General features: G+C 70.9%; 21 protein-coding genes and 1 pseudogene. 10 read left to right on the top strand and 12 right to left on the bottom strand.

Annotated features, from left to right (window positions below):
• Positions 1 to 40: 40 nt before the first annotated feature.
• From ACZYY4_RS07540 to ACZYY4_RS07515, 6 genes are all read right to left on the bottom strand, one after another.
• Positions 41 to 343, bottom strand: a complete 303-nt coding sequence (locus ACZYY4_RS07540; RefSeq protein WP_463809068.1) for a DUF3349 domain-containing protein — start codon at positions 341 to 343, stop codon at positions 41 to 43.
• A 140-nt stretch (positions 344 to 483) separates the two neighbouring features.
• A complete protein-coding gene (locus ACZYY4_RS07535) occupies positions 484 to 777 on the bottom strand; it encodes a hypothetical protein (RefSeq protein ID WP_463809066.1) in 294 nt (97 codons plus the stop codon).
• Positions 774 to 2057, bottom strand: coding sequence for an anion permease (locus ACZYY4_RS07530; protein ID WP_463809064.1), 1284 nt, complete (start codon positions 2055 to 2057; stop codon positions 774 to 776). The genes ACZYY4_RS07535 and ACZYY4_RS07530 overlap by 4 nt, the downstream gene beginning before the upstream one ends.
• A 161-nt stretch (positions 2058 to 2218) precedes the next feature.
• A complete protein-coding gene (locus tag ACZYY4_RS07525) occupies positions 2219 to 2629 on the bottom strand; it encodes a VOC family protein (protein ID WP_463809062.1) in 411 nt (136 codons plus the stop codon).
• Positions 2630 to 2653: 24 nt separating this feature from the next.
• A complete protein-coding gene (locus ACZYY4_RS07520; protein ID WP_463809060.1) occupies positions 2654 to 3523 on the bottom strand; it encodes an SDR family oxidoreductase in 870 nt (289 codons plus the stop codon).
• Positions 3524 to 3567: 44 nt separating this feature from the next.
• Positions 3568 to 4470, bottom strand: a complete 903-nt coding sequence (locus tag ACZYY4_RS07515; protein ID WP_463809058.1) for a 1,4-dihydroxy-2-naphthoyl-CoA synthase — start codon at positions 4468 to 4470, stop codon at positions 3568 to 3570.
• 143 nt (positions 4471 to 4613) lie between these two features.
• Between ACZYY4_RS07515 and ACZYY4_RS07510 the strand changes: the two genes are divergently transcribed.
• The 3 genes from ACZYY4_RS07510 to ACZYY4_RS07500 are packed head-to-tail and all read left to right on the top strand — an operon-like array spanning position 4614 to position 6915.
• The gene (locus tag ACZYY4_RS07510) at positions 4614 to 4952 is read left to right on the top strand and encodes a WXG100 family type VII secretion target (RefSeq protein WP_463809056.1); all 339 of its coding nucleotides are present in this window, start codon (positions 4614 to 4616) and stop codon (positions 4950 to 4952) included.
• Positions 4953 to 4955: 3 nt separating this feature from the next.
• Positions 4956 to 6521 (top strand): TNT domain-containing protein, encoded by a 1566-nt coding sequence (locus ACZYY4_RS07505; RefSeq protein ID WP_463809054.1) that lies wholly within the window; start codon positions 4956 to 4958, stop codon positions 6519 to 6521.
• Positions 6522 to 6579: 58 nt separating this feature from the next.
• Positions 6580 to 6915 (top strand): hypothetical protein, encoded by a 336-nt coding sequence (locus ACZYY4_RS07500; protein WP_463809621.1) that lies wholly within the window; start codon positions 6580 to 6582, stop codon positions 6913 to 6915.
• Between the two features lie 84 nt (positions 6916 to 6999).
• Here the strand turns inward: ACZYY4_RS07500 and fadD8 are convergent, their stop codons facing one another.
• Positions 7000 to 8607: a fatty-acid--CoA ligase FadD8 gene (gene fadD8, locus ACZYY4_RS07495; protein ID WP_463809052.1), complete on the bottom strand. Its 1608-nt coding sequence runs from the start codon at positions 8605 to 8607 to the stop codon at positions 7000 to 7002.
• A gap of 63 nt (positions 8608 to 8670) precedes the next feature.
• On the opposite strand from fadD8, the gene ACZYY4_RS07490 reads away from it, so the two are divergent.
• Positions 8671 to 9636: an o-succinylbenzoate synthase gene (locus ACZYY4_RS07490; protein ID WP_463809050.1), complete on the top strand. Its 966-nt coding sequence runs from the start codon at positions 8671 to 8673 to the stop codon at positions 9634 to 9636.
• 45 nt (positions 9637 to 9681) lie between these two features.
• A complete protein-coding gene (locus tag ACZYY4_RS07485) occupies positions 9682 to 10827 on the top strand; it encodes an LLM class flavin-dependent oxidoreductase (protein ID WP_463809048.1) in 1146 nt (381 codons plus the stop codon).
• 14 nt (positions 10828 to 10841) lie between these two features.
• Here the strand turns inward: ACZYY4_RS07485 and ACZYY4_RS07480 are convergent, their stop codons facing one another.
• Positions 10842 to 11531: a sensor domain-containing protein gene (locus tag ACZYY4_RS07480; protein ID WP_463809046.1), complete on the bottom strand. Its 690-nt coding sequence runs from the start codon at positions 11529 to 11531 to the stop codon at positions 10842 to 10844.
• 70 nt (positions 11532 to 11601) lie between these two features.
• On the opposite strand from ACZYY4_RS07480, the gene ACZYY4_RS07475 reads away from it, so the two are divergent.
• Genes ACZYY4_RS07475 through ACZYY4_RS07465 form a run of 3 tightly spaced genes read left to right on the top strand, consistent with a single transcriptional unit; the run spans position 11602 to position 14601 of the window.
• Complete coding sequence (locus ACZYY4_RS07475) at positions 11602 to 12432, top strand: alpha/beta fold hydrolase (protein ID WP_463809044.1); 831 nt, start codon at positions 11602 to 11604, stop codon at positions 12430 to 12432.
• 10 nt (positions 12433 to 12442) lie between these two features.
• Complete coding sequence (menD, locus tag ACZYY4_RS07470) at positions 12443 to 14101, top strand: 2-succinyl-5-enolpyruvyl-6-hydroxy-3-cyclohexene-1-carboxylic-acid synthase (RefSeq protein ID WP_463809042.1); 1659 nt, start codon at positions 12443 to 12445, stop codon at positions 14099 to 14101.
• Between the two features lie 11 nt (positions 14102 to 14112).
• The gene (locus ACZYY4_RS07465; protein ID WP_463809619.1) at positions 14113 to 14601 is read left to right on the top strand and encodes a DUF3592 domain-containing protein; all 489 of its coding nucleotides are present in this window, start codon (positions 14113 to 14115) and stop codon (positions 14599 to 14601) included.
• A 101-nt stretch (positions 14602 to 14702) separates the two neighbouring features.
• Here the strand turns inward: ACZYY4_RS07465 and ACZYY4_RS07460 are convergent, their stop codons facing one another.
• Positions 14703 to 23399, bottom strand: coding sequence for a PE family protein (locus ACZYY4_RS07460; protein WP_463809040.1), 8697 nt, complete (start codon positions 23397 to 23399; stop codon positions 14703 to 14705).
• A gap of 164 nt (positions 23400 to 23563) precedes the next feature.
• On the opposite strand from ACZYY4_RS07460, the pseudogene ACZYY4_RS07455 reads away from it, so the two are divergent.
• Positions 23564 to 23837: pseudogene (locus ACZYY4_RS07455) on the top strand (DUF3592 domain-containing protein); the annotation flags it as partial.
• On the opposite strand, the gene ACZYY4_RS07450 reads toward ACZYY4_RS07455, so the two are convergent.
• Positions 23776 to 24408: a DsbA family protein gene (locus ACZYY4_RS07450; protein ID WP_463809038.1), complete on the bottom strand. Its 633-nt coding sequence runs from the start codon at positions 24406 to 24408 to the stop codon at positions 23776 to 23778. The pseudogene ACZYY4_RS07455 and the gene ACZYY4_RS07450 overlap by 62 nt on opposite strands.
• A gap of 37 nt (positions 24409 to 24445) precedes the next feature.
• Between ACZYY4_RS07450 and ACZYY4_RS07445 the strand changes: the two genes are divergently transcribed.
• Entirely contained in the window at positions 24446 to 25138 is a 693-nt protein-coding gene (locus tag ACZYY4_RS07445) for a demethylmenaquinone methyltransferase (RefSeq protein WP_463809037.1), read from the top strand.
• Positions 25139 to 25144: 6 nt separating this feature from the next.
• Here ACZYY4_RS07445 and ACZYY4_RS07440 read toward each other — a convergent pair whose 3' ends face one another.
• Together ACZYY4_RS07440 and ACZYY4_RS07435 are read right to left on the bottom strand one after the other, a co-directional pair.
• Positions 25145 to 25588, bottom strand: a complete 444-nt coding sequence (locus tag ACZYY4_RS07440; protein WP_463809035.1) for a nitroreductase/quinone reductase family protein — start codon at positions 25586 to 25588, stop codon at positions 25145 to 25147.
• A gap of 5 nt (positions 25589 to 25593) precedes the next feature.
• On the bottom strand, positions 25594 to 26268 hold the full coding sequence (locus tag ACZYY4_RS07435; RefSeq protein WP_463809034.1) for a class I SAM-dependent methyltransferase: 675 nt from the start codon (positions 26266 to 26268) through the stop codon (positions 25594 to 25596).
• Positions 26269 to 26374 lie beyond the last annotated feature (106 nt).

Raw genomic sequence — 26374 nt, 5'->3', positions numbered from 1 at the left:
ACCGCACTACCGGGCGGAACGACCAACGCGCACAGGCCGGCTATGGCGTCCCTCCGCCGGTGGGGGCGTCATCGAGCAACCAGCCCTTGGCGGCCAACCGCTGCCGCACCCGTTCGACGTCCTCCGGGCCGGGCAGTTCGTTGGTGAGGCGGGCGATCAGCACTCCGATATCGACTTGGTCGAATTCGCCGCGGCCGATCAGTTCACCGGCGACGGCCTTGACTTCGTCGTTGGTCAACCGCCGGGACAGCAGCGCCAGCAGCGGGACGTAGTCGGTCTGCGGGACGCCGTCGGGATATCCGGCGCGCAGCCACGCAACGATCGAGGAGAGAAATTTGTTCATACTGCGTCAACTTCCCCGCGCCGACACCGGACAGGTCGGCATTGATATTACGTCGAAAGTGCACCGAAGACCTCGCCCCAGCCGCCTCAGGCGTCCCACTTCCAGCCGACGCGGCGTTCGATGAAGTCGCAAGCCGATGGTTACTTCGGCTTTGCCCCGAGCAGATACCAGCCGAAGTGATGGCCCAGGAAGTCGCGGGCGACGAAGAGCACCCCGATGACCACCACGACGAGCACCAGCAGGAAGATCGCCCAGCTGAGCGCGATCAGCAGGGGCCGGCGGGTGCCGACGGTGCCGTCACCGGCCGCCGGGATGCCGTTGCCGGCGGCATTGACCCGCGTCGCGACCGCGAACAGCGCCGGCAGCGCGGCGCCGACCAGCAGCCCGAAAACCAGAATTTTCAGGGTCGCGGCGTAGTTGAACCACTCACTCATGATCGGACGGTTTCGCGCGTTTCCGTATCCCCGGGCGGGACGATGCTCAGCTGCGGTATCTCGGGGCCGGTCTTGAACGCCGACCGCAGGGCTTGCTCGACGAGCGGGATCTCCGCCGGGTCCGGCAGGTGACTGTCCGGCGCGGAGAGACCGCCGGTCAGGCTGCCTTCCCATTCGTCGTTGACGTTGCGGTGGTCGACGCGCGCCCGGCGCGACCGCAGCCAGATCGCCAGCACCGCGGTGATCAGCATCGTCACGCCGACTGCGATCCCGATGTAGCCGCCGATGCCGTGCACGATGCCGTATGCGCCAGCGCCGACACCGCCGGCCATCGGCAGGGTCACCAACCAGGCCGACACCATCCGCCCGGCAACTCCCCAGCGCACCTGCGCGCCCGGCTTGCCGACGCCGCTGCCCAGTACCGAGCCGGTGGCGACCTGGGTGGTGGACAGCGAGTAGCCGAAGTGGCTGGACAGCAGGATGACCGCCGCGGCGGCCGATTCGGCGGCCATGCCCTGCGGGGGTTTGATCTCGACCAGGCCCTTGCCCAAGGTGCGGATGATGCGCCAGCCGCCGGTGTAGGTGCCGGCCGCCATCGCGAGGGCACAGCTGACGATCACCCACAGCGGAGGCAGTGTCGCCGAGGTGCTCACGGCGCCGTAGGACATCAACGCCAGGAAGATCACGCCCATGGTCTTCTGCGCGTCGTTGGTGCCGTGGGCCAGCGACACCAACGCGGCCGAGCCGATCTGGCCGCGCTGGAACACCTTCTCGGAATGCTTCTGGTCGACGTTGCGGGTGATGCGGTAGACGAGCCAGGTGCCGACGGAGGCGATCAGGGTGGCGATCACGGTGGCCACCACCGCAGGAACCAGCACCTTGGACACCACGCCGTGCCAGATAACTCCGTGCGCGCCGACGGCGGCGATCATCGCCCCGACGATGCCGCCGATCAGCGCGTGTGAGGAGCTGGACGGGATGCCCAGCAGCCAGGTCAGCAGGTTCCACACGATGCCGCCGACCAGGCCGGCGAAGACCAGTTCCAGCGTCACCAGGTGGGCGTCTACCAGACCCTTGGCGATGGTCGCCGCGACCGCGGTCGACAAGAAGGCGCCGAGCAGGTTCAGGCAGGCCGACATGGTGACCGCCGCTTTGGGCTTGAGTGCACCGCTGGCGATCGACGTCGCCATCGCGTTGCCGGTGTCATGAAAGCCGTTGGTGAAGTCGAAGCCGAGCGCCGTGACCACCACGATGATCAAAAGGAACAGATCAAGGCTCACGAGCGCATCACAGCACCGATTCTGGCGGGCGCCGGTGCCGTTGTCTAACCATCGCGCACCTGAAACGCCGGTGTACTCCGAGACGTCTCAAACTGTTTGCCCGCCGTTAACCCGGCGGTCAGCGAGGCTCGACGGAGGAGAGGCGAAGCTGGACCGCCGAATCAACCTTGAGATTCCGCGCGTTTGTCCTGGCGTACGTCCCGGCGGAGCGGATGACCGGCGGGCACCTCCACGAAGATCAGGGTGACGCCGTCGGGGTCGGTGACATGCATCTCGTGCAGCCCCCATGGCTCCCGCTGGGCGGCCCGGGCGATCGGCACGCCGCGGCTCTCCAGCTCGGACTGGGTGGCGGCGACGTCGCGCACCTGCAGCCACAGCGCCCCCGGAAACGGGGCTTCGGTGTGCTCCGGGTTGCCGTGACCGGCCAACTCGATCAGCGACTGCCCGGCGTAGAACACCGTTCCGGCGCCGTAGTCGCGGGCGATCGCCAGGCCGATCTCGTCGCGGTAGAACCGCAGCGAGCGTTGGTAGTCGGCTGGGCGAAACAGCACCCGGCTGGCTAGAACCTCCACGAGCTTTCCATGCCCTCGTGTCTATCACGTACCGCGCTGCATGACTGTGGTCACCAGCCCCGGCGCCACCACATCCAGTGCCCGTGCGGTCACCGCGATCCGCGGGGCGATCCGTACCGGTCGGCTACGCGCCGCGGTGATCATCCACTCGGCGGCCTCGTGCGCGGTCAGCGCCGGACGATTCTGGAAGGCCTTGGTCGGGGCGATCATCGGAGTCGCCACCAACGGGTAGTACAGCGTCGTGGAATGCACACCCTTTCCGGCCCACTCGGTTTCGATGACGCGGCTGACCGCCGCCAGTGCCGTTTTGGAGGCGTTGTACACCGCGAACAACGGTGAGGCTTCGGTCATCACGCCCCAGGTCGCGACGTTGATGATGTGTCCGTCACCACGCTCGAACATGCCCGGGGCGATCGCGCGGATCAGCCGCAGCGGCGAGTAGTAGTTCAGCGTCATGGTCCGCTCGACGTCGTGCCAGCGCTCCAGGGATTCGGCCAGCGGCCGCCGGATGGAGCGACCGGCGTTGTTGACCAGAATGTCCACTCCGCCCAGTCGCTGCTGCACGTCGGCGGCCAGTGCGTCCACGGCGTCCATGTCGGACAGGTCGCAGGCGATCGCGATCGCTTCGCCGCCCGCGGCGGTGATCCGCCCCACCACCTCGTCGAGCAGGTCCTTGCGCCGGGCTGCCGCGACCACCGTGGCGCCTTCGGCGGCGAACAGTTCGGCCGCGGCCTCGCCGATACCCGAAGATGCGCCGGTGATCAGCACCCGTTTACCGCGCAGCTGTACCGGTTTGGCCAGCGGCCGGTACGCCAGCAGCTGCGGCGCAACGGGCGGGCGCATCGCGGCCAGGGCGACCGCCTCGGTCAGGCGGCGTAGGGGGCTCTTGCTCATGGATAGCCACTCTATGCGGGTCCGGGATGCGCCGAACCCGCCCGCTAGTAGTACCGGGGGAAGGCGCTCCAGTCCGGGTCGCGCTTCTCCAGGAACGCATCGCGGCCCTCGACGGCCTCGTCGGTCATGTAGGCCAGCCGGGTGGCCTCGCCGGCGAACAACTGCTGGCCCACCAGCCCGTCGTCGAGCAGGTTGAAGGCGAACTTCAACATCCGTTGGGCCTGAGGCGATTTGCCGTTGATCTCCTTGGCCCACTGCACGGCGGTGGCTTCCAGCTCGGCGTGCTCGACGACCTCGTTGACCGCGCCCATGTGGTGCATCTGCTCGGCGGTGTAAGCCCGGCCCAGAAAGAAGACCTCGCGGGCGAACTTCTGGCCGACCTGGCGGGCCAGATACGCCGAGCCGTACCCGCCGTCGAAGCTGCCGACGTCGGCGTCGGTCTGCTTGAACTTCGCGTGCTCGCGGCTGGCCAGGGTCAGATCGCACACCACGTGCAGGCTGTGCCCGCCGCCGGCCGCCCAGCCGTTGACCAGGGCGATCACCGGTTTGGGCATGAACCGGATCAGCCGCTGCACCTCCAGGATGTGCAGGCGGCCGGCCCGGGCGGGGTCGACGGTCTCGGCGGTCTCGCCGGCGGCGTACTGGTAACCGCTGCGCCCGCGGATGCGCTGATCCCCGCCCGAGCAGAACGCCCAGCCGCCGTCTTTGGGCGAAGGCCCGTTGCCGGTCAGCAGCACCACGCCGACGTCCGGAAACATCCGGGCGTGATCGAGCGCCTGATACAGCTCATCGACAGTGTGCGGGCGAAACGCGTTGCGCACCTCGGGGCGGTTGAACGCGACCCGCACGGTGGCGTCGGTGACGTGGCGGTGGTAGGTGATGTCGGTCAGGTCGGCGAAGCCGTCCACCGTCCGCCAGATGCTCTCGTCAAAAGGGTTGCTGCTCACGCCTGCGACCGTACCGGGGCACCGCGGTCAGATCGCGACACATCGGCTATCCCTGGACCGAGGAGATGGTCGCCGCTGGTGACTAGCGGCGCTTCGGCGGCTTTGTTAGCTTTCTGCTCGGGGCTCCAACGGGAGGTGTGAGCATGGCGTTGACGCCGATTGATCCCGCGGAAATTTCGTTGCGACCGGAGTTGTTGCACTCGCACGCCGCGCGGGTTGCCGATGCGACCGAGGTGGCGCGGACCTTCGCCGCCCGGCACGCCGGCTATCTGAGCGATTGCGCCGCGGCCTGGGCGGGTTCGTCCGCGGAAGCTCTGGCCGCATTGAATGCGCACTGGGAGGCGACCGACGCGCGGTTGCACGGGCGTGTGCAGGTGTTTTCCGAGGCGATGCGTGAGGGCGGCCGCCTCTACACGGCGATGGAGCAGGAGCACGCCCGGAGGTTTACCGTGCTCGTTCCCAGAGGATCCGGCGCTTCGTAGCGGATGACGATCACCACCGACGGCATCGAGAGGTGGAATCTCGAAACCTTGGACACGGTGTTCGAGATCGCCACGGAACGCGCCGCGCGCAAGGCCGACTTCGGCGGGGCGTTAGGCGACGCGGGCAATGGGCTCAAGGACTGGCAGGGCCACGGTGGTGATGCGTTCCGCCGGGAGTTGGGCAGGCACCGTGTCGACATCAGCGATCACCAGAGTGAGGCGACCGCGATAGCCAATGCCTTTGCCACCGCCCGGGCAGAGGTCGCGGCCTGCAAGAGCGAATGGGGATCCATCAAATCTATTGCAGCGAGCAATGATTGGGCTATCAGCACCGACGGACGTTTGAGCGGGCGGGTCAGCTCCCAGAAGTACAACGACTTCGACGCTCTGCAACGTCGGCTGACCAAGCTGATGGCCGACGCCAGCATGACCGACCAGGACCTGGCTACCGCCATCCGGGCTGTGGTCGGCGACACCAAAGTCGACGCGGGCGGTCGAGCGATATTCGGCCCGGCGATGCCGAACCCAGCATCAGACACGTCGGATAATCCAGCGGCGGGCAGCCTGCCGTGGCTGCTGTCTCAAGCGAGGCAGGGAGGCGGCCCTCTCCCACCAGTGCCGTTGAGCCCCAAGGACGTGGACAACTTCAAAGTCCTGGCCCGCCAAGTGCTGACGAACGACGGTGTTCCACCGGACCAGATCGAGGCGCGGATCAACGCCGCCGTGGTCGCGGCACAACAGCCGCTGCCGCGCTATACGCCGCCGCAACCGCAACGGGGGCCGGCACCCGGGTACGGCGACGGACTCGGTGACCGCTGGAGAGCCGCGGAACAAGGTGTCAAAAATCTGCTGGGACAGGGCGGGCCGGGCGCGCCCGGTGTCCTGGAATCCTGGGGCGGCCTGGCCAAGGGCGTCGGCAGCACGATGCTCAATCCGGCAGGTGCAGGCGTAGCAGAAGCCAAAGAGGCTCTCGAGGCGCCCAGCCTCGCCTACTACCTCGGCGAGAAGACCTTCGACGTCGGCTCCGCCGCCGTTACCCTGCCGTTCGGCGGCGAAGGTGCCATGGTCCGGGCGGGGCTTCCGGCTGAGATCCTCACTCCGGGCGGCGCGCCCGCCGCAGTTCTGCGGGATTGGCACCCTACGGGCGGAATTCCTCCGGCGGAGTTTGAAGCCCGGTTTGGCGCCCCAGGATCCCGAGTCTGGCCTGACAATGACGGGTTTCCGCCGGGGTACGTCCCGCAGCCGGCACAGCTAGCCGAAAGCACGATTATCGATAGGTTTGGCTCCGCGGGTGGCCGCTATCTCGCGCCAGACGGCACCCCATTTTCGGACAGGTCCTTGGCCCCCGAATTGGTTGACGGAAATTACAATCGATACATGATCACAGGCGAACCACTCCCACCTGGCTGGCAAATATTTGAAGGACCAGTGGAGCCCTTTTACGGGCAGAGGCCATCGCCAGGGGTAACGCAATACATGATCACTGCGCCAGACGGCGTCCAACCAACTGTGCGGGAATTAGTAAAGTTAGGAATACTTGATGACTATGGACCACCCATTGGACGCTAAATCTAGAGAACTTCAAAGCGAAATCGATCGATTGTCGGGGAAACTGGGCGTCCACTCCATGCCAGTCGGACTGCGGACCAATCACGGACTTAACCTCTTCGTCGCCGACGACGGCTCGTACCACTACGCCTTCTACGAGCGTGGAAAACTAAGCTTCGACAGGGTCGGCAGCATTGACGACCTACGCTACTGGTACTGCGTTGATATCGTCACGGACGTAGCTGCAAAACAAGTCGGCGACCGTGCCGAGCGTTTCAAGCTTGAGTATCAGGTGCTAAGTGACTTCAGTGTTGATTGGGCGAAAAGAAATGTTCGTGACACTGCAGCTATGTTTCGTAAATATGGTAAACCGCAGGATATCGCACTTCTCCCCGATATCGGCGAACCGTTGTGACCGACGGGGACGATAAATCCAGGAAACGTCAGATCGAAATTGATCAGGACAGCAGGATCACGCCGGGCGCCGCACCTCAGGCGATTAGCCGATGGCTCGGCCGGCGCCTTCCCAGAACTGGGCGCGGACGGCCTTCTTGTCCGGCTTGCCCAGCGCGGTGACCGGCAGCGCGTCCACCACGATCACCCGTTTCGGGGATTGCACCGAGCCCTTGCGTTCCTTGACCGCGTCCTGGATCTCGGCGGTCATCGCCGCGATCGCGGCGTCGTCGCGGGGCGCCTCGGGGCGCAGCACCACCACCGCGGTCACCGCCTCACCCCATTTGTCGTCGGGGGCGCCGATCACACACACCTGCGCCACCGAGGAGTGTTCGGCCACAACGTCTTCCACCTCGCGTGGGAACACGTTGAAGCCGCCGGTGACGATCATGTCCTTGACCCGGTCGACGATGAACCAGAATCCGTCTTCGTCTTCGCGGGCCATATCGCCGGTGTGCATCCAGCCGTCCCGGAAAGTCTCCGCGGTCGCCTCCGGCAGATTCCAGTACCCGCCGGACAGCAGCGGCCCGCCGACACAGATCTCGCCGACCTCGCCTTGAGCCACCGGTTGGCCGTCCTCGCCGAGCAGCGCGGTGCGGGCGAACAGCGTCGGGCGCCCACACGAGCTGAGCCGCTTCTCGTCGTGGTCGGCCTTGGCCAGGTAGCTGATCACCATCGGCGCTTCGGACTGCCCGTAGTACTGGGCGAAGATCGGCCCGAACCGCTTGATCGCCTCGGCCAACCGCACCGGGTTGATCGCGGACGCGCCGTAGTACACCGTCTGCAGCGACGACAGATCCCGGGTGTGCGAATCCGGGTGGTCCATCAGCGCATACAGCATCGACGGCACCAGCATCGTCGCGGTGATCCGCTGTTCCTCAATGGTTTTCAAAATCTCGGCCGGATCGAACTTGGCAGCTACCACCATCTGGCCGCCCTTGATCAGCGTCGGCGCGAAGAACGCCGCCCCGGCATGCGACAGCGGGGTGCACATCAGAAACTTCGGATCGGCGGGCCACTCCCATTCGGCGAGCTGAATCTGCGTCATGGTGGTGATCGATTGCACGGTGCCGATCACGCCTTTGGGCTTCCCGGTCGTCCCGCCGGTGTAGGTCAGGCCGCCGATGTGATCCGGAGCCAGATCGGCAGCCACCAACGGCCGCACCGGATACGACGCGGCCGCCGCGGCCAGATCGGTCGCCACGTCGGCCAGCGCCTCGGGGACCGGTCCGATGGTCAGGATCTGCTGCAGCGACTCGACCCGCCCCAGCAGGTCGACCGCACGCTGCACGAAGGCCGGGTTCGGGTCGATGATCAGCGTGGAGATCCCGGCGTCGGCCAGCACATAGGCGTGGTCGTCCAGCGAGCCCAGTGGGTGCAGCGCGGTGCGCCGGTAGCCCATCGTCTGCCCGGCGCCGATGATCATCAGCACCTCCGGGCGGTTCAGCGACAACAGCCCGACCGCGCTGCCGGTTCCGGCGCCCAGCGCCTCGAAGGCCTGGATGTACTGGCTGATCTTATCGGCCAGCTGGCCGCCGGTCAGCGTGGTGTCGCCGAGGAACAGCACCGGGGTGTCCCGGTGGCGTTTGAGTGCGCCGGCCAGCAGGTGGCCCATGTGGAGGGGATTGCGTAACAGATCAGCTGTCGGCGTCATGCCAGACACCCTAAAACGTGGTGCCGCTGTACTGCGCCCCGGTTCGGGCGGCACCATGGACCGATGCCGCCGATGCCGACCCTGGACGACATCCTCGACCGCCTGCATGTGGTGGCGCTGCCGATGCGCGTCAGGTTCCGCGGCATCACCGTTCGCGAGCTCGCGCTGATCGACGGTCCGGCCGGTTGGGGCGAGTTCGGCGCGTTCGGTGAATACGAAGCCCCCGAGGCGGCGCACTGGTTGGCCGCCGCGCTGGAAAGCGCCTACCAGCAGCCGCCACCACCGCTGCGCGACCGCATTCCGATCAACGCGACCGTGCCCGCCGTCGCCGCCGACCTGGTGCCCGAGGTGCTGGCGCGCTTCCCCGGCGCCCGTACCGCCAAGGTGAAGGTCGCCGAACCCGGCCAGACCCTGGCCGACGACGTCGCCCGCGTCGAGGCCGTCCGCGCGTTGATCCCCACCGTGCGGGTTGACGCCAACGGTGGCTGGAGTATAGAAGACGCCGTGCAGGCAGCGAACGCGCTGACCGCCGGCGGTCCCCTGGAATACCTCGAACAACCCTGCGCCACCGTCGCCGAACTGGCGGCCCTGCGCGCCCGTATCGACACCCCGGTTGCCGCCGACGAGAGCATCCGCAAAGCCACGGACCCACTGGCCGTCGCCAACGCCGGTGCCGCCGACATCGCCGTGTTGAAAGTCGCACCGCTGGGCGGTATTTCGGCACTTCTCAAGATCGCCGGCCAGATCGGCATCCCGGTGGTGGTCTCCAGTGCGATCGACTCGGCAGTCGGCATCGCCGCGGGCCTCCAGGCTGCGGCCGCACTGCCGGACCTGCAGCACGCCTGCGGGCTGGGTACCGGATCGCTGTTCGTCGAGGACGTCGCGGCGGCACCGCCGCAGCGCGACGGCTACCTGCCGGTGCAGCCGGCCATCCCGGACCCGGCCCGGCTGCACGCCCTGGCCGCCTCACCGCAGCGGCGGCAGTGGTGGATCGACCGGGTCAGGGCCTGCCATGGGCTTTTGGGGTAGCCGCTTACCCTAGGCCGACCACCGCCCAGACAGGACACTGCGTCCATGACCGGGTTTCGGGTAGGCATCCAAGACGGAATCACCGCGGCCCGGCCGGCGGCCGACACCTTCACCAGAGCCAACTACCTGGGAGCGGTGGCAAGCCGGGTCGACTCGTTCTGGGTGCCCGATCATCTCAATGCGCTGTTCCCCCGGGCGTTGTGGCAGACCAAATATGCCGGCTTGGCCAAGATCGTGCCGTCGGTGGATGCCTTCCTGGAGCCGTGGACGATGCTCGGGCACATCGCCGGCCGCAACCGCATCGGCCGCATGCGTTTCGGCACCTCGGTGACCGACACCGGCCGACGTAACCCGGCAGTCACCGCGCAAGCCGCGGCGACCCTGCATCTGCTGACCCGCGGCCGGGCCATCCTGGGCATCGGCACCGGCGAGCGGGAGGGCAACGAGCCCTACGGGGTGGACTGGTCCAAGCCGGTCGCCCGCTTCGAGGAAGCGATGGCCACCATCCGGGCGCTGTGGGATTCGTATGGGGCACTGGTCAACCGGGATTCACCATACTTCCCGCTGCGCAATGCACTTTTCGACCTGCCCCCGTATCGCGGGACGTGGCCGCCGATCTGGATCGCCGCGCACGGACCGCGCATGCTGCGCGCTGTGGGCCGCTATGCCGATGGCTTCTATCCCGCCGCGCCGCACCAACCGCAGGAGTACACGCAGCGCCTGGATGCCGTCCGGGCGGCGGCGTCGGACGCTGGCCGCGACCCGATGTCGATCGTTCCGGCGTTGTGGATGGGTGTCGTCACCGGCCGGAGTCCCACAGAAGTGGATCAGGCCCTCGAATCCGAAATGATCAAGGCGTGGGCACTGAACGCCACCGACGAGTTCTTCGCCCAACACGGTGCGCAGCACCCGTTAGGGGTCGGCTTCGGCGGCGGGCAGGACCTGCTACCCCATGACTGGGACGAGCAGACGGCACTGTCCTACATCAAGGGCATTCCGCCGGAAGTCTTGCGGGACACACTGCTTGTCGGCACCCCCGGAGAGATCATCGACCGGGTGGCCGAATGGCGGGACTGCGGTGTCCGCTACATCGTGCTGGCTCATTTCAGCCCCATGCAACGCAGTCTGCGCAACGGCCTGGCCGCGACAGTTCCCTTCTACCGGATCGTTCGCGGACTCAAGAAGCTCTGACCCGCAACAGACCGTCACACGCTGGGCAGCCGCGCGTCGATCCCGTTCGCGATCGTGACCGCCTCGTCGCTGACGTAGAGCTTGCACGCCAGCACGTCGATCGCGATGTTGTTGGCCACCCGCAGCGCCCGCTGACACGACCAGCCCGCGCTGTCGTCCTGATGCTGGGTCATCCACATCGTGGAGTCGACATCGGCGACCACGTCGAATGTCCACGGCGTCTCGCCGTAGCCGTCCTTGCTGGTGGTGAAGGTCCGCTCGCCGCACGGTGTCCAGCGCCGGGCGGTTGCGTCGAAGAAGTTCTGCGCATCGCTGCGGGTGGCGAAAGCCGTCACGGCCTGAATCACGAAGTGGTCCAACGCCGCTTCGGAGAGTGTCTGGACTATCGTCGCAGTCCAGTTGGTGTCGGCGTATACCGATTGTTCGACGGGCGTCCACGCGGCCATGCAGTCGCGGTCGGGGAATTGCTTCCCGGAGTCGAACATCCGTGACCGGGCGTCTTTGACCCGCATGTCGGCCGATCCCATGATGTCGTTGACGGTGGAGGCTTCCATCAGCAGATCCGGCAGCATGGACGCCGCCACGGGCCGGGGCCCGTCGTGGTCGGCCGGTACCGCATGGCCGCCGGTCAGCCGCGTGCAGGCGGCCACCACTGCGCACGCCAGCACCAGCACTGGCGTCAACCCCGCGGTCCGTATCCGCATCACCGTCCCCAACTGCGCAGTTGCGATCCTGACACCATAAGGCGTCGCCGGGTCGCGTACCTTCACACCCGTGACCAACCTCGCTTACGACGACCGTAATCAGGATGGCGATCCGGTTCTGTTCATCGCCGGGCGTGGCGGCGCGGGCCGCGGATGGCATCTGCACCAGGTGCGCGACTTCCAACTCGCCCGCTACCGTCCGATCACCTTCGACAACCGCGGGATCGGCGCCACCGAGAACGCTTCGGGGTTCACCACCGAAACCATGGTGGCCGACACCGCGGAGCTGATCGAATCCCTGGATATCAGCCCGGTGCGGATCGTCGCGGTGTCGATGGGCGCCTTCATCGCTCAGGAACTGATGCTGGCCCGCCCCGAACTGGTGAAATCCGCCGTGCTGATGGCCACCCGCGGGCGCCACGACCGCGCCCGGGACTTCTTCTACTCCGCCGAGGTGAAGCTCGCCGAATCCGGTGTCCAGCTGCCCGCCGAATACGAGGCGAAAGTTCGGCTGCTGGAAAGTTTTTCGCCTAAGACCCTCAGCGACGACGCCGCGATCAAGGACTGGATCGCGATGTTCACCATGTGGCCGGTCAAGAACACCCCGGGGCTGCGCTGCCAGCTCGACGCGGCGCCGCTGACCAACCGGCTGCCGGCCTACGCCGGAATCACCCAGCCGGTGCTGGTGATCGGCTTCGGCGACGACGTGGTCACCCCGCCGCAGCTGAGCCGCGAGGTCGCCGACGCGATCCCGGGCGCGCGCTACCTCGAGATCCCCGACGCCGGCCACCTCGGGTTCATCGAGAAACCCGACCAGGTCAACAAGGCCGCGTGCGAGTTCCTCGCCGAGGTCGACGGCAGGCCGTTCCGCTGGACACCTCCGCCGCCGACACACGACTAACCTGATACCAATGACCAACCCCTCGACGGCACAGGCCCGCATCGTCGTCGACGAGCTGATTCGCGGCGGCGTGCGCGACGTCGTGCTGTGCCCGGGGTCGCGCAACGCCCCGCTGGCCTTCGCGCTGCACGACGCCGACCGGGCCGGCCGACTGCGTCTGCACGTGCGCATCGACGAACGCACCGCCGGATATCTGGCGATCGGGCTGTCGGTGGGGGCGGGGGCGCCGGTGTGCGTGGCGATGACCTCCGGCACCGCGGTGGCCAATCTGGGGCCCGCGGTGGTGGAGGCCAACTATGCGCGGGTGCCGCTGATCGTGCTCAGCGCCAACCGGCCCTACGAACTGCTGGGCACCGGCGCCAATCAGACGATGGAGCAGCTCGGCTACTTCGGCACCCAGGTGCGCGCCACCATCAGCCTGGGACTGGCCGAAGAAGCCCCCGAGCGGATGGCCGCCCTCAACGCCACCTGGCGCTCGGCGGTGTGCCGGGTGTTGGTCGCCGCCAACGGATCTCGTACCGCCAATGCCGGACCGGTGCAGTTCGACATTCCGCTGCGTGAGCCGCTGGTCCCCGATATCGGATCGGATCGCGCCGATGCCGGCCTCGCGGGCCGCCCGGACGGGCGCCCGTGGACCTACACCCCGCCGGTCAGCTTCGACCAGCCGCTGGATATCGACCTGACCCCGGACACCGTGGTGATCGCCGGGCACGGCGCCGGTGTGCAGCCGAATCTGGCGGCGCTGCCCACGGTCGCCGAACCGACCGCCCCGGTGCCGGAGAACCCGCTGCATCCGTTGGCGTTGCCGCTGCTGCGTCCGGAGCAGGTCATCATGGCCGGGCGGCCCACCCTGCACCGCCCGGTCTCGGCGCTGCTGGCCGACCCGAAGGTGCCGGTGATCGCGCTGACCACCGGGCCGCGCTGGCCGGATGTGTCGGGAAACTCGCAGGCCACCGGCACCCGCGCCGTCACCTCGGGGGAACCTGACGCGGCCTGGCTGCGCCGTTGCGCGGAGCTCAACGCCCATGCCAACGCCGCGGTGCGCGAGCAGTTGGCGGCGCACCCGCTCACCACCGGCCTGCACGTGGCCGCGGCCGTCGCCGATGCGCTGCGCCCCGGTGACCAGCTGGTGCTGGGCGCCTCCAACCCGGTCCGGGACGCCGCGCTGGTGGGGTTGGGGAACGCCGAGGGTGCCCGACACATCGCCGTGCGGTCCAACCGCGGGGTCGCCGGTATCGACGGCACGGTGTCCACCGCGATCGGTGCGGCGCTGGCTTACGAGCAGCAGAATCCCGACGCGCGCACCATCGCGCTGATCGGGGACCTGACGTTCGTGCACGACAGCTCCGGGCTGTTGATCGGGCCCACCGAGCCGACGCCGCGGCGGCTGACCATCGTGGTGTCCAACGACAACGGCGGCGGCATCTTCGAGCTGTTGGAGCAGGGCGACCCGCGGTTCGCCGACGTGTCGTCGCGGATCTTCGGCACCCCGCACGACGTCGACGTCGGCGCGTTGTGCCGCGCCTATCACGTCGAGTCCCGGCAGATCGAGGTCGATGCGCTGTCCGCCGCGCTCGCGGAGCCCGCCGGCGGCATGCGGGTGCTCGAGGTCAAAGCCGACCGGTCGTCGCTGCGGGCCCTGCACGCCGCGATCAAGGCCGCACTGTGAGATTGCCGCACATCAAATCGTTGAACCCGCTGCTGCGCAAGCTGGTTCACGGTGAGGGAGCCGTCTCGCCGGACAGTCGGGCCGGACGACTGCTGCGCTGGGCGCGGATGGGTGTGCTGATCATGGTGTCCGTGGTCACGCTGCAGTCGGTGCTGTTGGTGGCCGGGGCCTGGCGCAACGACATCGCCATCGAGCGTGACATGGGGGTTTCCCAGGCAGAAGTCCTCAACGCGGGCTTCCGGCGCTCCACCATCGAGTTCGTCACCCCCGAGCGGATCACCTACCGCCCCGAACTGGGGGTGCTCTATCCGTCCGAATTAGCAACGGGCATGCGCATTTACGTCGAATACGACAAGTCCGATCCGGACCTGGTGCGGGTGCAGCACCGCACCGCCGTACTGGCGGTCATCCCGGCCGGCTCGGTCGTCATAGTGGCCTGGCTGATCGGCGCCGCGGCGCTGGCCGGGCTGGCCCTCGTCGAGAGGCGCCTAGCGCGTTAGCCGGTCCAGCCGCCAGCCGGCGTCGTCGGTGTCGACGACGGCACAGGTGGTGACGTCGTAAACCGTTGGCGTGCGGACTGTTTCCGCCTCGGAGACGCGTATCACGTGCCGGGGGGCCCGATTTCACCGGGGGTGCCGTCCGGTCCGGGGGGTGTGCCGGCGCCGCCGTCGGCGCCGACACCGGCTGCGCCGCCGGAGCCGTAACTACCGGGGGTGCCGTGCGGAGCGCCGCCCCCGCCTGCGCCGTAGTGGCCGTGGTTCCCGCCCGCGCCGCCGTCGTTGCCGTTCCCGCCGGCCCCGCCGGCGCCAGAAGTGGAGCTGCCGCCGACGCCGCCGGCCCCGCCGCCGCCGCCGTTGCTCCCGTTGCCACCATTGCCACCGGTGCCGCTGAAGTACGCGACACCGCCGTTCCCGCCGCCGCCACCGGCCCCGCCGGCCCCGCCTACGCCGCCGATAGCGCCGTCACCGCCGGCGCCGAAGGTGGAGTTGCCGCCGGCCCCGCCGGTGCCGCCGTTGCTGCCGACCGCGCCGCCACCGCCGTTACCGCCGTCACCGGCTCGGGCGTCGGCGAAGGGACCGCCGGTGCCGCCGACGCCGCCGTTTCCGCCGAGTCCGCCGGCTCCGCCGCCAGCACCGGCGCCGCCGACCGCGCCGTTGCCGCCGTGGCCATAGGTGGAGGCGCCGCCGGCACCGCCGATGCCGCCGTAGCCGGCACTACCGCCGTTGCCGCCGTTGCCGCCGCGGGCGCCATTGCCGGTGTAGGTCGTGCCGCCGGCTGCGCCGTTGCCGCCATTGCCGCCGGCGCCACCGGCGCCGCCCGCCCCGGCCGCGCCGCCGACAGCGCCGTTGCCGCCGGCGCCATAGATGGAGCTGCCACCGGCACTGCCGGCACCGCCGTGGCCGCCGTCGCCACCGATGGCGCCGCCGCCGCCGATGCCGCCGCTGCTGCCGTCGCCACCGGCGCCGCCGGCTCCGGCGGCTCCGCCGTTACCGCCGGTGCCGCCGGCTCCGGCACTTCCGCCGCTGCCCGACCCCAGTGCCGCGCCACCGACGGCGCCGTTGCCGCCGGCCCCACCGGCCCCACCCTTGCCACCGGCCCCGCCATCGCCGCCGACGTTATCCGGATTTCCGCCGCCGGGGCCGCCTTGACCGCCGGCACCGCCGACAGCGCCGTTGCCGCCGGCACCGCCGACCCCGCCGTTGCCTGACCCCAGTGCCGCGCCGCCCGCCGCGCCGGCGCCGGCGTTACCGGCGGCGCCACCGGAACCGCCGACGCCGCCGACGCCGCCGCCTCCGCCGCCGGTGGCCTGGCCGCCGCTGCCGCCGGCTCCGCCGGCGCCGCCTTGGCCGGTGCTACCGCCCGCGCCGCCGGCCCCGCCGTCGCCTGACCCCAGGGCCTGTCCACCGGCCCCGCCGGCGCCGCCGTCGCCGCCCTTGCCGGCGTTGCCGCCGGCCCCGCCTGACAGACCCCCGCCGGCGGACTGGCCGTTGCCGCCGTCGCCGCCGTTGCCGCCGCCGCCGCCCCCGCCGCCGGCCCCGCCGGACCCGCCGTCACCGGAGATCGCACCGCCCAACCCGCCCGTGCCGCCGGCGCCGCCGTTCCCGCCGGCGGTCCCAATGCCGCCGGCGCCGCCGGGGCCGTGGTTGTCGATGCCGCGCGTGCCGCTAGCACCAGCGGTACCGTCCCCGCCGGCGCCGCCGCTGCCGCCGTTGCCGACCGTCCCGCCGTTGCCGCCGGCCCCGCCTACCCCGCCGGTGGTACCGGCCCAGTTGAAGTTGCCCGGCACGCCAGAGCCGCCGTTGCCGCCGTTGCCGCCGTTACCTGATGGGCCGGCCGCCGCAGCGCCGTCGCCACCTTCGCCACCGGCGCCGCCAGCACCCCCGATGCTGGGTGCACCCTCGCCGCCGCGACTCCCGTCGGTGCCGCCGAAGCCGCCGCGGACGCCATCGCCGTACGCCCCGGCCGAGCCGCCGTCGCCGCCGTCGGCACCGCTACCGGCGGCGCCAAAGGCGGAGTCGCCGCCGTCGCCGCCGCCACCGCCCTTTCCGCCGGCGCCGGCATTGCCGCCGGAGCCGCCGTGCCCGGCGGTATATAGCGAGTTGGCATTACCGCCGACCCCGCCATCACCGCCGCCACCGCCAGCAGCCTCGGCTCCGGCTGCCCCGCCGTCGCCGCCGGTGCCCGCTCCGTCGGCCGCGCCGCCGGCCCCGCCGAGGCCACCGCCACCGCCGGCAGCGCCGTTGCCGCCTTTGCCGCCGGCCCCCCCGTCACCAAACAGGCCGCCTTGCCCGCCGAACCCTCCGTTACCGCCGCCCCCGCCGTACCCGGCGGACCCGCCGGCGCCGCCGGTGCCGCCGTTGCCGGACCCCAGGGCCTCACCGCCCGCGCCGCCGCCTCCGCCGGTGCCGCCGATGCCGCCGTCGCCGCCGGTGCCGCCTGGGTCGCCATCGCCAGTGACGCCGGACTCGCCGTTGCCGCCCCAGCCGCCCCAGCCGCCGTCGCCGGCGTTGCCGCCGGCTCCGCCGGTGCCGCCGTTACCGGAGGTCGCGCCGCCGAAGCCGCCGGCCCCGCCAGTCCCGCCGTTACCGCCGATACCGCCGGGCCCGCCGGGGGTGCCCTCCCCGTCTACGCCAGGTGTGCCGGTAGCGCCGGCCGCACCGTTGCCGCCGACCCCGCCTTTACCGCCGTTGCCGACTGCACCGCCGTTGCCGCCGGCCCCACCGTCGCCGGCGGTGAGCGCGCTGAAGCCAGCGCCGCCGTTCCCGCCGTTGCCGCCGCTGGTGGGTGTGGTGCCGTCCGCGCCGTTGCCGCCGGCGTTGCCGCCCGTCCCGCCGCTGCCGGCCGCCCCGCCGGTCCCGCCGGGCCCACCGCTGCCGGGGTTACCGCCGTTGCCCCCGGCTCCGCCGTTGATGCTGCCCGCCTCGCCGGCAGCGCCGTCGCCGCCGTCGCCAGGGGTGCCGCCGTTGCCGCCGGCCCCTCCGGTCCCGCCGTCGCCGTTGACGCCCACAGCGCCCGACCCGCCCGCGGCCACGCCGCCGCCGTTGCCGCCGGCCCCGCCGTTGCCGCCGCCGCCGCCGTCACCGCCGTCACCGGCGTTGCCGCCGTTTCCGCCGGGTGTGCTGGAGGGTGCGCCGTTAGCGCCGTCACCGCCGGCGCCACCGTCACCGCCGTTGCCGCCGAGCCCGCCGTTGCCGCCGTTGCCGGTGCCTGCGCCCAGACCGCCGTGGCCGCCGTTGCCGCCGGCCTGGCCGGTGTGGCCGTCGCCGCCGGAGTCGCCGGGGTTCTGGCCGTCGGAGCCGGTTGAGCCGCGTCCGCCGTTGCCGCCGGTTCCGCCGTTGCCGCCGGTGCCTTGGTTGGCCACGTCGCCGCCGTGGCCACCGGAACCGGCTAGGCCGCCGTTATTGCCGAAGGCGCCGCTGCCGCCGTTTCCGCCGTTTCCGCCGTTGCCGGTGACGGTGTTTCCGCCATGGCCGCCCGAGGCGCCGTTGCCGCCGCCGAAGCCGCCGTTTCCGCCGTTGCCGCCGGCACCGCCATCGCCGATGACCGCGTTGCCGCCGGCCCCGCCGAGGGCACCGTTGCCGCTTGTGGAGCCGGTGAAGTTGGCGCCGCCGTCGCCGCCGTTGCCACCGGTGCCGCCGTTGCCGCTGACGGTGCTGTTACCGCCGGCGCCGCCGTGTCCGCCGCCGGCCGCGATGGCGCCTTGAGTGGCGCCGCCGCTGCCGCCGTCGCCGCCGGTTCCGCCGTGGCCCTGGGCGTTACCGCCGTCGCCGCCGTTGCCGCCCAGGCCGCTGTCGGAGCCGAAACCGCTGTCGCCGCCGTCGCCGCCGTGTCCGCCGTTGCCGGCGTTACCGCCCGAACCGGTGGCCCCGGCGTTGCCTGATCCCAGGGCTGCGCCACCGTTGCCGCCGATCCCACCGTCACCGCCGTTGCCGGCGTTGCCGCCGTTACCGCCGGCCACACCATTGGTGGTGCTGTCGGCACCGTCACCGCCGGACCCACCATCGGCCCCGTTACCGCCGGACCCGCCGGCACCACCGTTGCCGGTGCCTGCGCCCAGACCGCCGTGGCCGCCGTTGCCGCCGGCCTGGCCGGTGTGGCCGTCGCCGCCGGAGTCGCCGGGGTTCTGGCCGTCGGAGCCGGTTGAGCCGCGTCCGCCGTTGCCGCCGGTTCCGCCGTTGCCGCCGGTGCCTTGGTTGGCCACGTCGCCGCCGTGGCCACCGGAACCGGCTAGGCCGCCGTTATTGCCGAAGGCGCCGCTGCCGCCGTTTCCGCCGTTTCCGCCGTTGCCGGTGACGGTGTTTCCGCCATGGCCGCCCGAGGCGCCGTTGCCGCCGCCGAAGCCGCCGTTTCCGCCGTTGCCGCCGGCACCGCCATCGCCGATGACCGCGTTGCCGCCGGCCCCGCCGAGGGCACCGTTGCCGCTTGTGGAGCCGGTGAAGTTGGCGCCGCCGTCGCCGCCGTTGCCACCGGTGCCGCCGTTGCCGCTGACGGTGCTGTTACCGCCGGCGCCGCCGTGTCCGCCGCCGGCCGCGATGGCGCCTTGAGTGGCGCCGCCGCTGCCGCCGTCGCCGCCGGTTCCGCCGTGGCCCTGGGCGTTACCGCCGTCGCCGCCGTTGCCGCCCAGGCCGCTGTCGGAGCCGAAACCGCTGTCGCCGCCGTCGCCGCCGTGTCCGCCGTTGCCGGCGTTACCGCCCGAACCGGTGGCCCCGGCGTTGCCTGATCCCAGGGCTGCGCCACCGTTGCCGCCGATCCCACCGTCACCGCCGTTGCCGGCGTTGCCGCCGTTACCGCCGGCCACACCATTGGTGGTGCTGTCGGCACCGTCACCGCCGGACCCACCATCGGCTCCATTACCGCCGGACCCGCCGGCACCACCGTTGCCGGAGATCGAGCCGCCGGCACCGCCGATGCCGCCGTTGCCGCCGGTGCCGCCGTTGCCGCCGGTGTTGCCCGCTTCGCCCGGGTTGGTCCCGTCGGAACCGGCCCCGCCAGCCAAGCCGGCCCCGCCGTTGCCGCCGGCCCCGCCGTTGCCGGTGAGTCCGCCGTTGCCGCCGGCACCGCCGTCACCACCGTTGTGGTGTGTCGAGTCACCGTCGGCGCCGATGCCGCCGTTGCCACCATTGCCGCCGTTGCCGCCGGGTGTGAGGCTGCCGCCGGCGCCGTTGGTGCCGGCGTGACCACCACTGCCGCCGATACCGGCGGCGCCACCCTGGCCACCGGAACCGGCCACCGTGCCGGGGGTGCCCGCGTTGCCGCCGTCACCGCCGGCACCGAGCGCACCGCCGTGACCGGGCTGGCCCCATTGGCCGGCGGCTCCGTTTCCGCCGGACCCGCCGACCCCGGTGTTCCCGCCGGTCCCGCCGACACCACCGTCACCGTTGATGCCCACCACACCGGCTGACGCCGTCCCGCCGTTACCGCCACCGCCACCGGCTCCGCCGGTGAAACCGGCGCCGCCGGCACCGCCGTTACCGCCGGCGCCGTCGTTGATGCCAGCGGTCCCGGTCGAACCCGCTGAGCCCTGGGCGCCGTTGCCGCCGGCACCACCACCGCCGCCGGCACCGCCGTGACCGCCATTGCCGGCCAGTGCGCCACCGACACCGCCGTTACCGCCGTGCCCACCGGCACCACCGATGGTGTCGACACCGTCGGCGCCGCCACCAGCGGCACCGCCATCACCGCCGTTGCCGTGGTCGCCGCCGGCCCCGCCGGCTCCACCGTTACCACCGGCCGCACCGGCCACCGTGGCGGTGAAACCAGCACCACCATCCCCGCCGTTGCCGCCATCAGTGGCTGTGGCCCCGTCGGCGCCGTCGGTGCCGTGGGTCAGCCCAGTGCCTCCGGTCCCGCCGATACCGCCGCCACCCGCGTCGCCGCCGGCCCCACCATCGCCCCCGTCGGAGTGGCCGGCCTCACCGGTAGCACCGGCGCCGCCGTCGCCGGCCACTCCACCGGCCCCGCCGTTGCCCGCGTTGCCGCCGGCACCAACGTCGCCCGCGTGGCCGTTCGTCGCCGCGCCACCGGCACCGCCGTTACCACCCGCACCGCCACCACCGCCGGTGCCGCCGCTCCCGCCGACGCCGCCGGCACCCTGGTCAATGCCGGCCACCCCGGCCACACCAACAGCACCCACCCCGCCGGCGCCACCGTCGGCCCCGTTGCCGCCGGCCCCACCGGCACCACCGTTGCCGGAGATCGAGCCGCCGGCACCGCCGATTCCGCCGTTGCCGCCGGCACCGCCGGCCTGGCCGTTGCTACCGGGGTTGCCGGGGTTCTGGCCGTCGGAACCGGCCCCGCCAGCCAAACCGTTCCCGCCGTTGCCGCCGGCCCCGCCGTCTCCGGTGAGTCCGCCGTTGCCGCCGGCACCGCCGTCACCACCGTTGTGGTGTGTCGGGTCAGCGGCCGCGCCCACGCCGCCCGTACCGCCGTGGGTGCCGCCGGGTGTGAGGCTGCCGCCGGCGCCGTTGGTGCCGGCGTGACCACCACTGCCGCCGATACCGGCGGCGCCACCCTGGCCACCGGAACCGGCCACCGTGCCGGGGGTGCCCGCGTTGCCGCCGTCACCGCCGGCACCGTCGGCACCGCCGTGGCCGGGCTGGCCCCACACTCCGGACGCGCCGTCACCGCCGGTCCCGCCGACCCCGGTGTTCCCGCCGGTCCCGCCGACACCACCGTCACCGTTGATGCCCACCACACCGGCTGACGCCGTCCCGCCGTTACCGCCACCGCCACCGGCTCCGCCGGTGAAACCGGCGCCGCCGGCACCGCCGTTACCGCCGGCGCCGTCGTTGATGCCAGCGGTCCCGGTCGAACCCGCTGAGCCCTGGGCGCCGTTGCCGCCGGCACCACCACCGCCGCCGGCACCGCCGTGACCGCCATTGCCGGCCAGTGCGCCACCGACACCGCCGTTACCGCCGTGCCCACCGGCACCACCGATGGTGTCGACACCGTCGGCGCCGCCACCAGCGGCACCGCCATCACCGCCGTTGCCGTGGTCGCCGCCGGCCCCGCCGGCTCCGCCGTTACCGCCGGCCGTACCGGCCACCGTGGCGGTGAAACCAGCACCACCCTGCCCGCCGTTACCGGACGCCGCGGCGGGCAACTGGCCCTGGGCGCCGGTCGCACCGGCGATTCCCCCGCGGCCGCCACTGCCTGCCGCACCACCATGGCCGCCGGCGCCACTGGTGCCGGCGTCCCCGCCGGCTCCGCCGGTGCCACCATCGGGGCTGCCGGCATCCCCGTCGCCGCCGGCACCGCCGGTACCGCCGGCACCACTGTTGCCGCCGACGCCACCGGTCCCGCCGTTACCGTTAGTGCCCGCGCTGCCCAAAAAGCCTGCGGCGCCGGCATTGCCACCGGCCCCGCCGTTTCCACCAGCAGCGCCGGCACCGCCCTCACCGGCGTCCCCGCCGATGCCACCAGCCAGACCGGCGGCCATCCCGTCACCCCCGACACCGCCGTCCCCGCCGGCCCCACCGATCCCACCCAGACCACCGGACCCGCCGATCCCGAACAGCGCGCCGCCGGCGCCGCCGGCCCCGCCGATACCACCGTTTCCGCCGATGGCGCCGCCGCCGCCGTCGCCGTCACCAAGACCAGCCTCACCGGTGACACCGTGCCCGCCGGTACCGCCGACGCCGCCGGCCCCGCCGATGCTGAAGACGAAGCCACCCTGTCCACCGGCTCCACCCATGCCACCGGATCCGCTGCCCCAACCCCTACCACCGGTACCGCCGGCGCCGCCGGCGCCGAAGAAGAACCCACCGAGACCACCGGCACCTCCAGCGCCGGCATCACCGCCGACGCCGGCGTCCCCGCCGAGCCCGCCGGCCCCGCCCACCCCGAACACCATTCCGCCGAGACCACCGGCGCCACCGAGACCACCGGCACCACCGGCGTCTCCGCCCACGCCACCGTCACCACCGGCACCACCGTTACCGAACAGGTAGGCAGCGCCACCAGCCCCTCCGGCCCCGCCTGCACCGGCGAGGGACCCGTCACCGCCGGCGCCGCCGTCCCCGCCGTTGCCCCAGAAGAATCCGCCGTTGCCACCGGCTCCGCCGATTCCGCCGTGACCCCCGAACGTGCCATCACCACCGGCCCCGCCGGCACCGCCGTTGCCGAACAAGAACGCCGCATTGCCCGCCACCCCGGGCACGCCGTCAATCGGTCCGACCAGCGCGGTGGAATCGGTCACAGCGAAGCTGCTCAGTCCGGACTCATCGACGACAGGAGCCGCTCCGCCGGCGGCACCGCCATCGCCGATCAGCCAGCCGGCGTTACCACCATCACCGCCGTAGTAGCCCGCGCCACCATCACCGAACAGCAACCCCCCATCACCACCATCGGGATGCAGCGCGGTTCCCGCAGCACCATCACCGATCAGATACAGCCCGAATGACGAGTTGATGAAACTGCCGACCTGCTCACCCGTTGTGCTGTGAATCCAGTCTTCGATGCTGGTGTGAAGGGGGGCAAAAACCGCCTGGTTGAACCACGCACCAAACCCCGCCATATCCCCGAACGTGTCGCCATCGGCCACCGGCACCTCACCGGCAGCAGGCAACGTCCACATCCAACCGTCGGTCGCACCGGGTAACTGGTCGGCCCAACTAGTGGGATCCCAAAGATCGCTGAGCCAGTCGAAATCTGCCCGCGCCGGCGGCGCACTCGCCAGCGGGGCCATCCCGAATGCCAGAAATGCGCCCACCGCGCTGCCCGCGCCCAGCACGCGACGCCGGCGGGCATTGCTTTTAGGTGATCGGCGATTGGTCTGGATGCGGCGTTGAACGGCCATCGGCTCTAACCCTGCCCGCGAAAAGTTCGCCTAAAAGGAATCACTCAGGCGAGCAAAGGCCCTGGGTGGATACTGAGATTGGTCTAAGAACAGAGTTATTATGAAGTTAGCGATGCCCGTTAGTCAATCTATATATTCCTTAGGAATTCTGGGTGTTCCGTTGCCAGTCGGTGGTGCTGGTGGCCCGCGCCTGGCCCACCACCATCAGGTTCCTCACGCCGGAGCGGATCACCTACCGCTCCCGAGCTGGGGGTGCGCTATCCGGCCGAATTGGCCACGGGCATGCACATTTACGTCGAATACGACAAGTCCGATCCGGACCTGGTGCGGGTGCAGCACCGCACCACGGCACGGGCTGGCCCCCGTCGAGGGGCGCCTAGCGCGTTAACCGGTCCAGCCAGCCGGCGTCGTCGGTGTCAACGACGGTTCTGGTGGTGACGTCGTAAACCGTTGGGGTGCCCGGACTCTCCGGATTCGCCGCCAGCAACTGCACCCGGTTGAAGGCATTCATCGAGGTGGGGTCGACGGCCGGCTGTCCCTCGGCGATCCGATCCACCACGTGGGCGGGCAGGCCGGCCTCGCGTGCGGTGGCCGCGATGTCCTCGAGGCTGGGCGCGCCGCCCTTGCGGTACAGCCCGGCCACGAAGCTCTGGTAGGTCGCGGCCGGGGTGGCCGGATCGGCGGCCGCCATCAACGCATTACCGACCCGAGCGGAGGTGTCGTTGTTGCGGCGGGCGTCCAGAAACGTCATCCAGCGGTACGTCACCGCGACGTCCCCGGCGGCCAGGTGCCGACCCAGGTCGTCTCCGGAGGCCGACACGAACTTCGCGCATTCGGAGCACTGCGGATCGCAGAACAACTCCAGTTGCACCGGGGCGTCCGGGGTTCCGGCCAGCACGCCGAAGTGGTCGGGGGCCAGCACGGTGCCGGGCGGTTCGGCCGCTGCGGGAGCCGCCAACATCGCGCCGAATGTTACGAGTACTGCCAATGTGCCCACCCAAGACCGCATTCCAGCGACCCTATCGGAGGCGGGTAGCGTCGACCCGGTGAGCCGCGCCCACCTGGACAAAGACCCCCACGCAGTGGCATCGATGTTCGACGGCGTCGCGCGTCGCTACGACCTCACCAACACCGTGATGTCGCTGGGGCGCGACCGCTCCTGGCGGCGGGCCACCCGTAACGCACTCGGGCTGCAGCCCGGCGAGAAAGTACTGGACCTGGCCGCCGGCACCGCGGTGTCCACCGTCGAACTCGCAAAATCCGGGGCGTGGTGTGTGGCCGCGGACTTCTCCGTCGGGATGCTGGCCGCCGGCCGCAAGCGTGAGGTGCCCAAGGTTGCCGGCGACGCCACCAAGCTGCCCTTCGATGACGCGGTGTTCGACGCGGTCACGATCAGCTTCGGGCTGCGCAACGTCGTCGATCACGCGGCGGGCCTGCGGGAGATGGCCCGGGTGACCAAACCCGGTGGGCGGCTGGTGGTCTGCGAGTTCTCCACTCCGAAGGTCCCGGTGTTCGCCACCGTCTACAAGGAGTACCTGATGCGGGCGCTGCCGGCGGTGGCCGGCGCGGTGTCCTCCAACCCGGAGGCCTATGTCTATCTGGCCGAGTCGATCCGTGCCTGGCCGGATCAGGCGGAGCTGGCCGAGCAGATCGCCGCGTCGGGCTGGTCGCAGGTGAGCTGGCGCAACCTCACCGGCGGCATTGTCGCGCTGCACTCCGGGCGCAAGCCGCTGGACTGACGGCGCTCAGCCCGGCAGCGGGTCGAACCGGAAGACAGCGCAGCGGCCGGCGAGCGCTTCGATCTCGTCAGGAGTGCCGTGCGGCGCCAGGCCGGTGCGCTTCATGAATCCGACACCGACCGGCACTTCGGAGTGAAAGGCGCGTAGTACCGGGCGCGCCTCGTCGGCGGGCAGTTCCACGATCTGCACGGTTCGCGACTTTCGTCCGCGGGTCAACGTTCCAACCCGCGCGGCGCGCGCATTGCTCGCCCAGTCCGCACCGGGAAACGCCACACCGTGCAAGCCGCCATCGAATGTGAACGGCGTCATCGGCGTGCTGCGCGGCTGACCGGACTTGCGGCCCGGGACCGTCAGCACGGTGACCGGGCCCGCCGTGATGCCGATCTTCTGCATCGCCAGCATCACCTTGTTCATCGGCTTGAGCCAGCCGGGGAGCTTCCCCTCGGGCATGACGCTCAGCCCAGGTGCGCCGAGAGCAGCCAGCCCGCGGCCGACTTGCGGCCGCCCGCCTCGTCGCGCAGCCCGACACCGCCGAAGCCGGGGAAGTCGTCGGGGAACACCGCATGTAGCCGGGCCGGCTTGATCTCGTCGATCACCCAGTACTTCGACACCACGTCGCGCAGCTCGTCGGCGGTCACCGCGAACGGCGGACCTTCCGGGATGGCGGTCTTGTCGAAGACCAGCACGAAGTACGACGCCCCAGGCGCGGCGGCGCGCACGATGGACTGCTGGTAGCCCTCGCGGGCCTCCACCGGGATGGAGTGGAACAGCGTGCTGTCGACGATGGTGCCGAATCGGCCGTCATAGCCGGTGAATGCGCTGATGTCGGCGACCTCGAAGGTGGCGTTGGTCAGGCCGCGCTCGGCTGCTTCGCGGCGGGCCAGGTCGATGGCGGTCGGCGAACTGTCGATGCCGACCGTGGTGTGGCCGCGCTCGGCCAGATAGAGGGAGATGGCGGCTTCGCCGCAGCCGACGTCGAGGATGTCGCCGTGGAACTTGCCCTGCTCGATCAGGGTGGCCAGCTCGGGCTGGGGTTCCCCGATGCTCCACGGGGGTTTGGCGCCCGAGCCCATACGCTCGGATTCGCCACGGTAGGCGGCGTCGAACTCGGAACTCATTGAATCACTCATCAGTCCGGTATATCAACGGCTCTGATATATGTCAACGCTATTGATATCCGTTTTGCGGGTCCTGGTGAACCCGCACACTCAGACCGGGACGACGCACCAGCGTCGT

Source organism: Mycobacterium sp. IDUB_21 (assembly GCF_055419425.1).
The sequence above is the reverse complement of the archived record's forward strand: the minus strand, read 5'-3'. Positions and strand labels throughout refer to the sequence as shown.

Coding starts and splice junctions, on each gene's coding strand:
- ACZYY4_RS07540 (WP_463809068.1), bottom strand. CDS start 343: ATGAACAAATTTCTCTCCTCGATCGTTGCGTGGCTGCGCGCCGGATAT.
- ACZYY4_RS07535 (WP_463809066.1), bottom strand. CDS start 777: ATGAGTGAGTGGTTCAACTACGCCGCGACCCTGAAAATTCTGGTTTTC.
- ACZYY4_RS07520 (WP_463809060.1), bottom strand. CDS start 3,523: ATGAGCAAGAGCCCCCTACGCCGCCTGACCGAGGCGGTCGCCCTGGCC.
- ACZYY4_RS07510 (WP_463809056.1), top strand. CDS start 4,614: ATGGCGTTGACGCCGATTGATCCCGCGGAAATTTCGTTGCGACCGGAG.
- ACZYY4_RS07505 (WP_463809054.1), top strand. CDS start 4,956: ATGACGATCACCACCGACGGCATCGAGAGGTGGAATCTCGAAACCTTG.
- ACZYY4_RS07500 (WP_463809621.1), top strand. CDS start 6,580: ATGCCAGTCGGACTGCGGACCAATCACGGACTTAACCTCTTCGTCGCC.
- fadD8 (WP_463809052.1), bottom strand. CDS start 8,607: ATGACGCCGACAGCTGATCTGTTACGCAATCCCCTCCACATGGGCCAC.
- ACZYY4_RS07490 (WP_463809050.1), top strand. CDS start 8,671: ATGCCGCCGATGCCGACCCTGGACGACATCCTCGACCGCCTGCATGTG.
- ACZYY4_RS07485 (WP_463809048.1), top strand. CDS start 9,682: ATGACCGGGTTTCGGGTAGGCATCCAAGACGGAATCACCGCGGCCCGG.
- ACZYY4_RS07480 (WP_463809046.1), bottom strand. CDS start 11,531: ATGCGGATACGGACCGCGGGGTTGACGCCAGTGCTGGTGCTGGCGTGC.
- menD (WP_463809042.1), top strand. CDS start 12,443: ATGACCAACCCCTCGACGGCACAGGCCCGCATCGTCGTCGACGAGCTG.
- ACZYY4_RS07460 (WP_463809040.1), bottom strand. CDS start 23,399: ATGGCCGTTCAACGCCGCATCCAGACCAATCGCCGATCACCTAAAAGC.
- ACZYY4_RS07450 (WP_463809038.1), bottom strand. CDS start 24,408: ATGCGGTCTTGGGTGGGCACATTGGCAGTACTCGTAACATTCGGCGCG.
- ACZYY4_RS07440 (WP_463809035.1), bottom strand. CDS start 25,588: ATGCCCGAGGGGAAGCTCCCCGGCTGGCTCAAGCCGATGAACAAGGTG.
- ACZYY4_RS07435 (WP_463809034.1), bottom strand. CDS start 26,268: ATGAGTGATTCAATGAGTTCCGAGTTCGACGCCGCCTACCGTGGCGAA.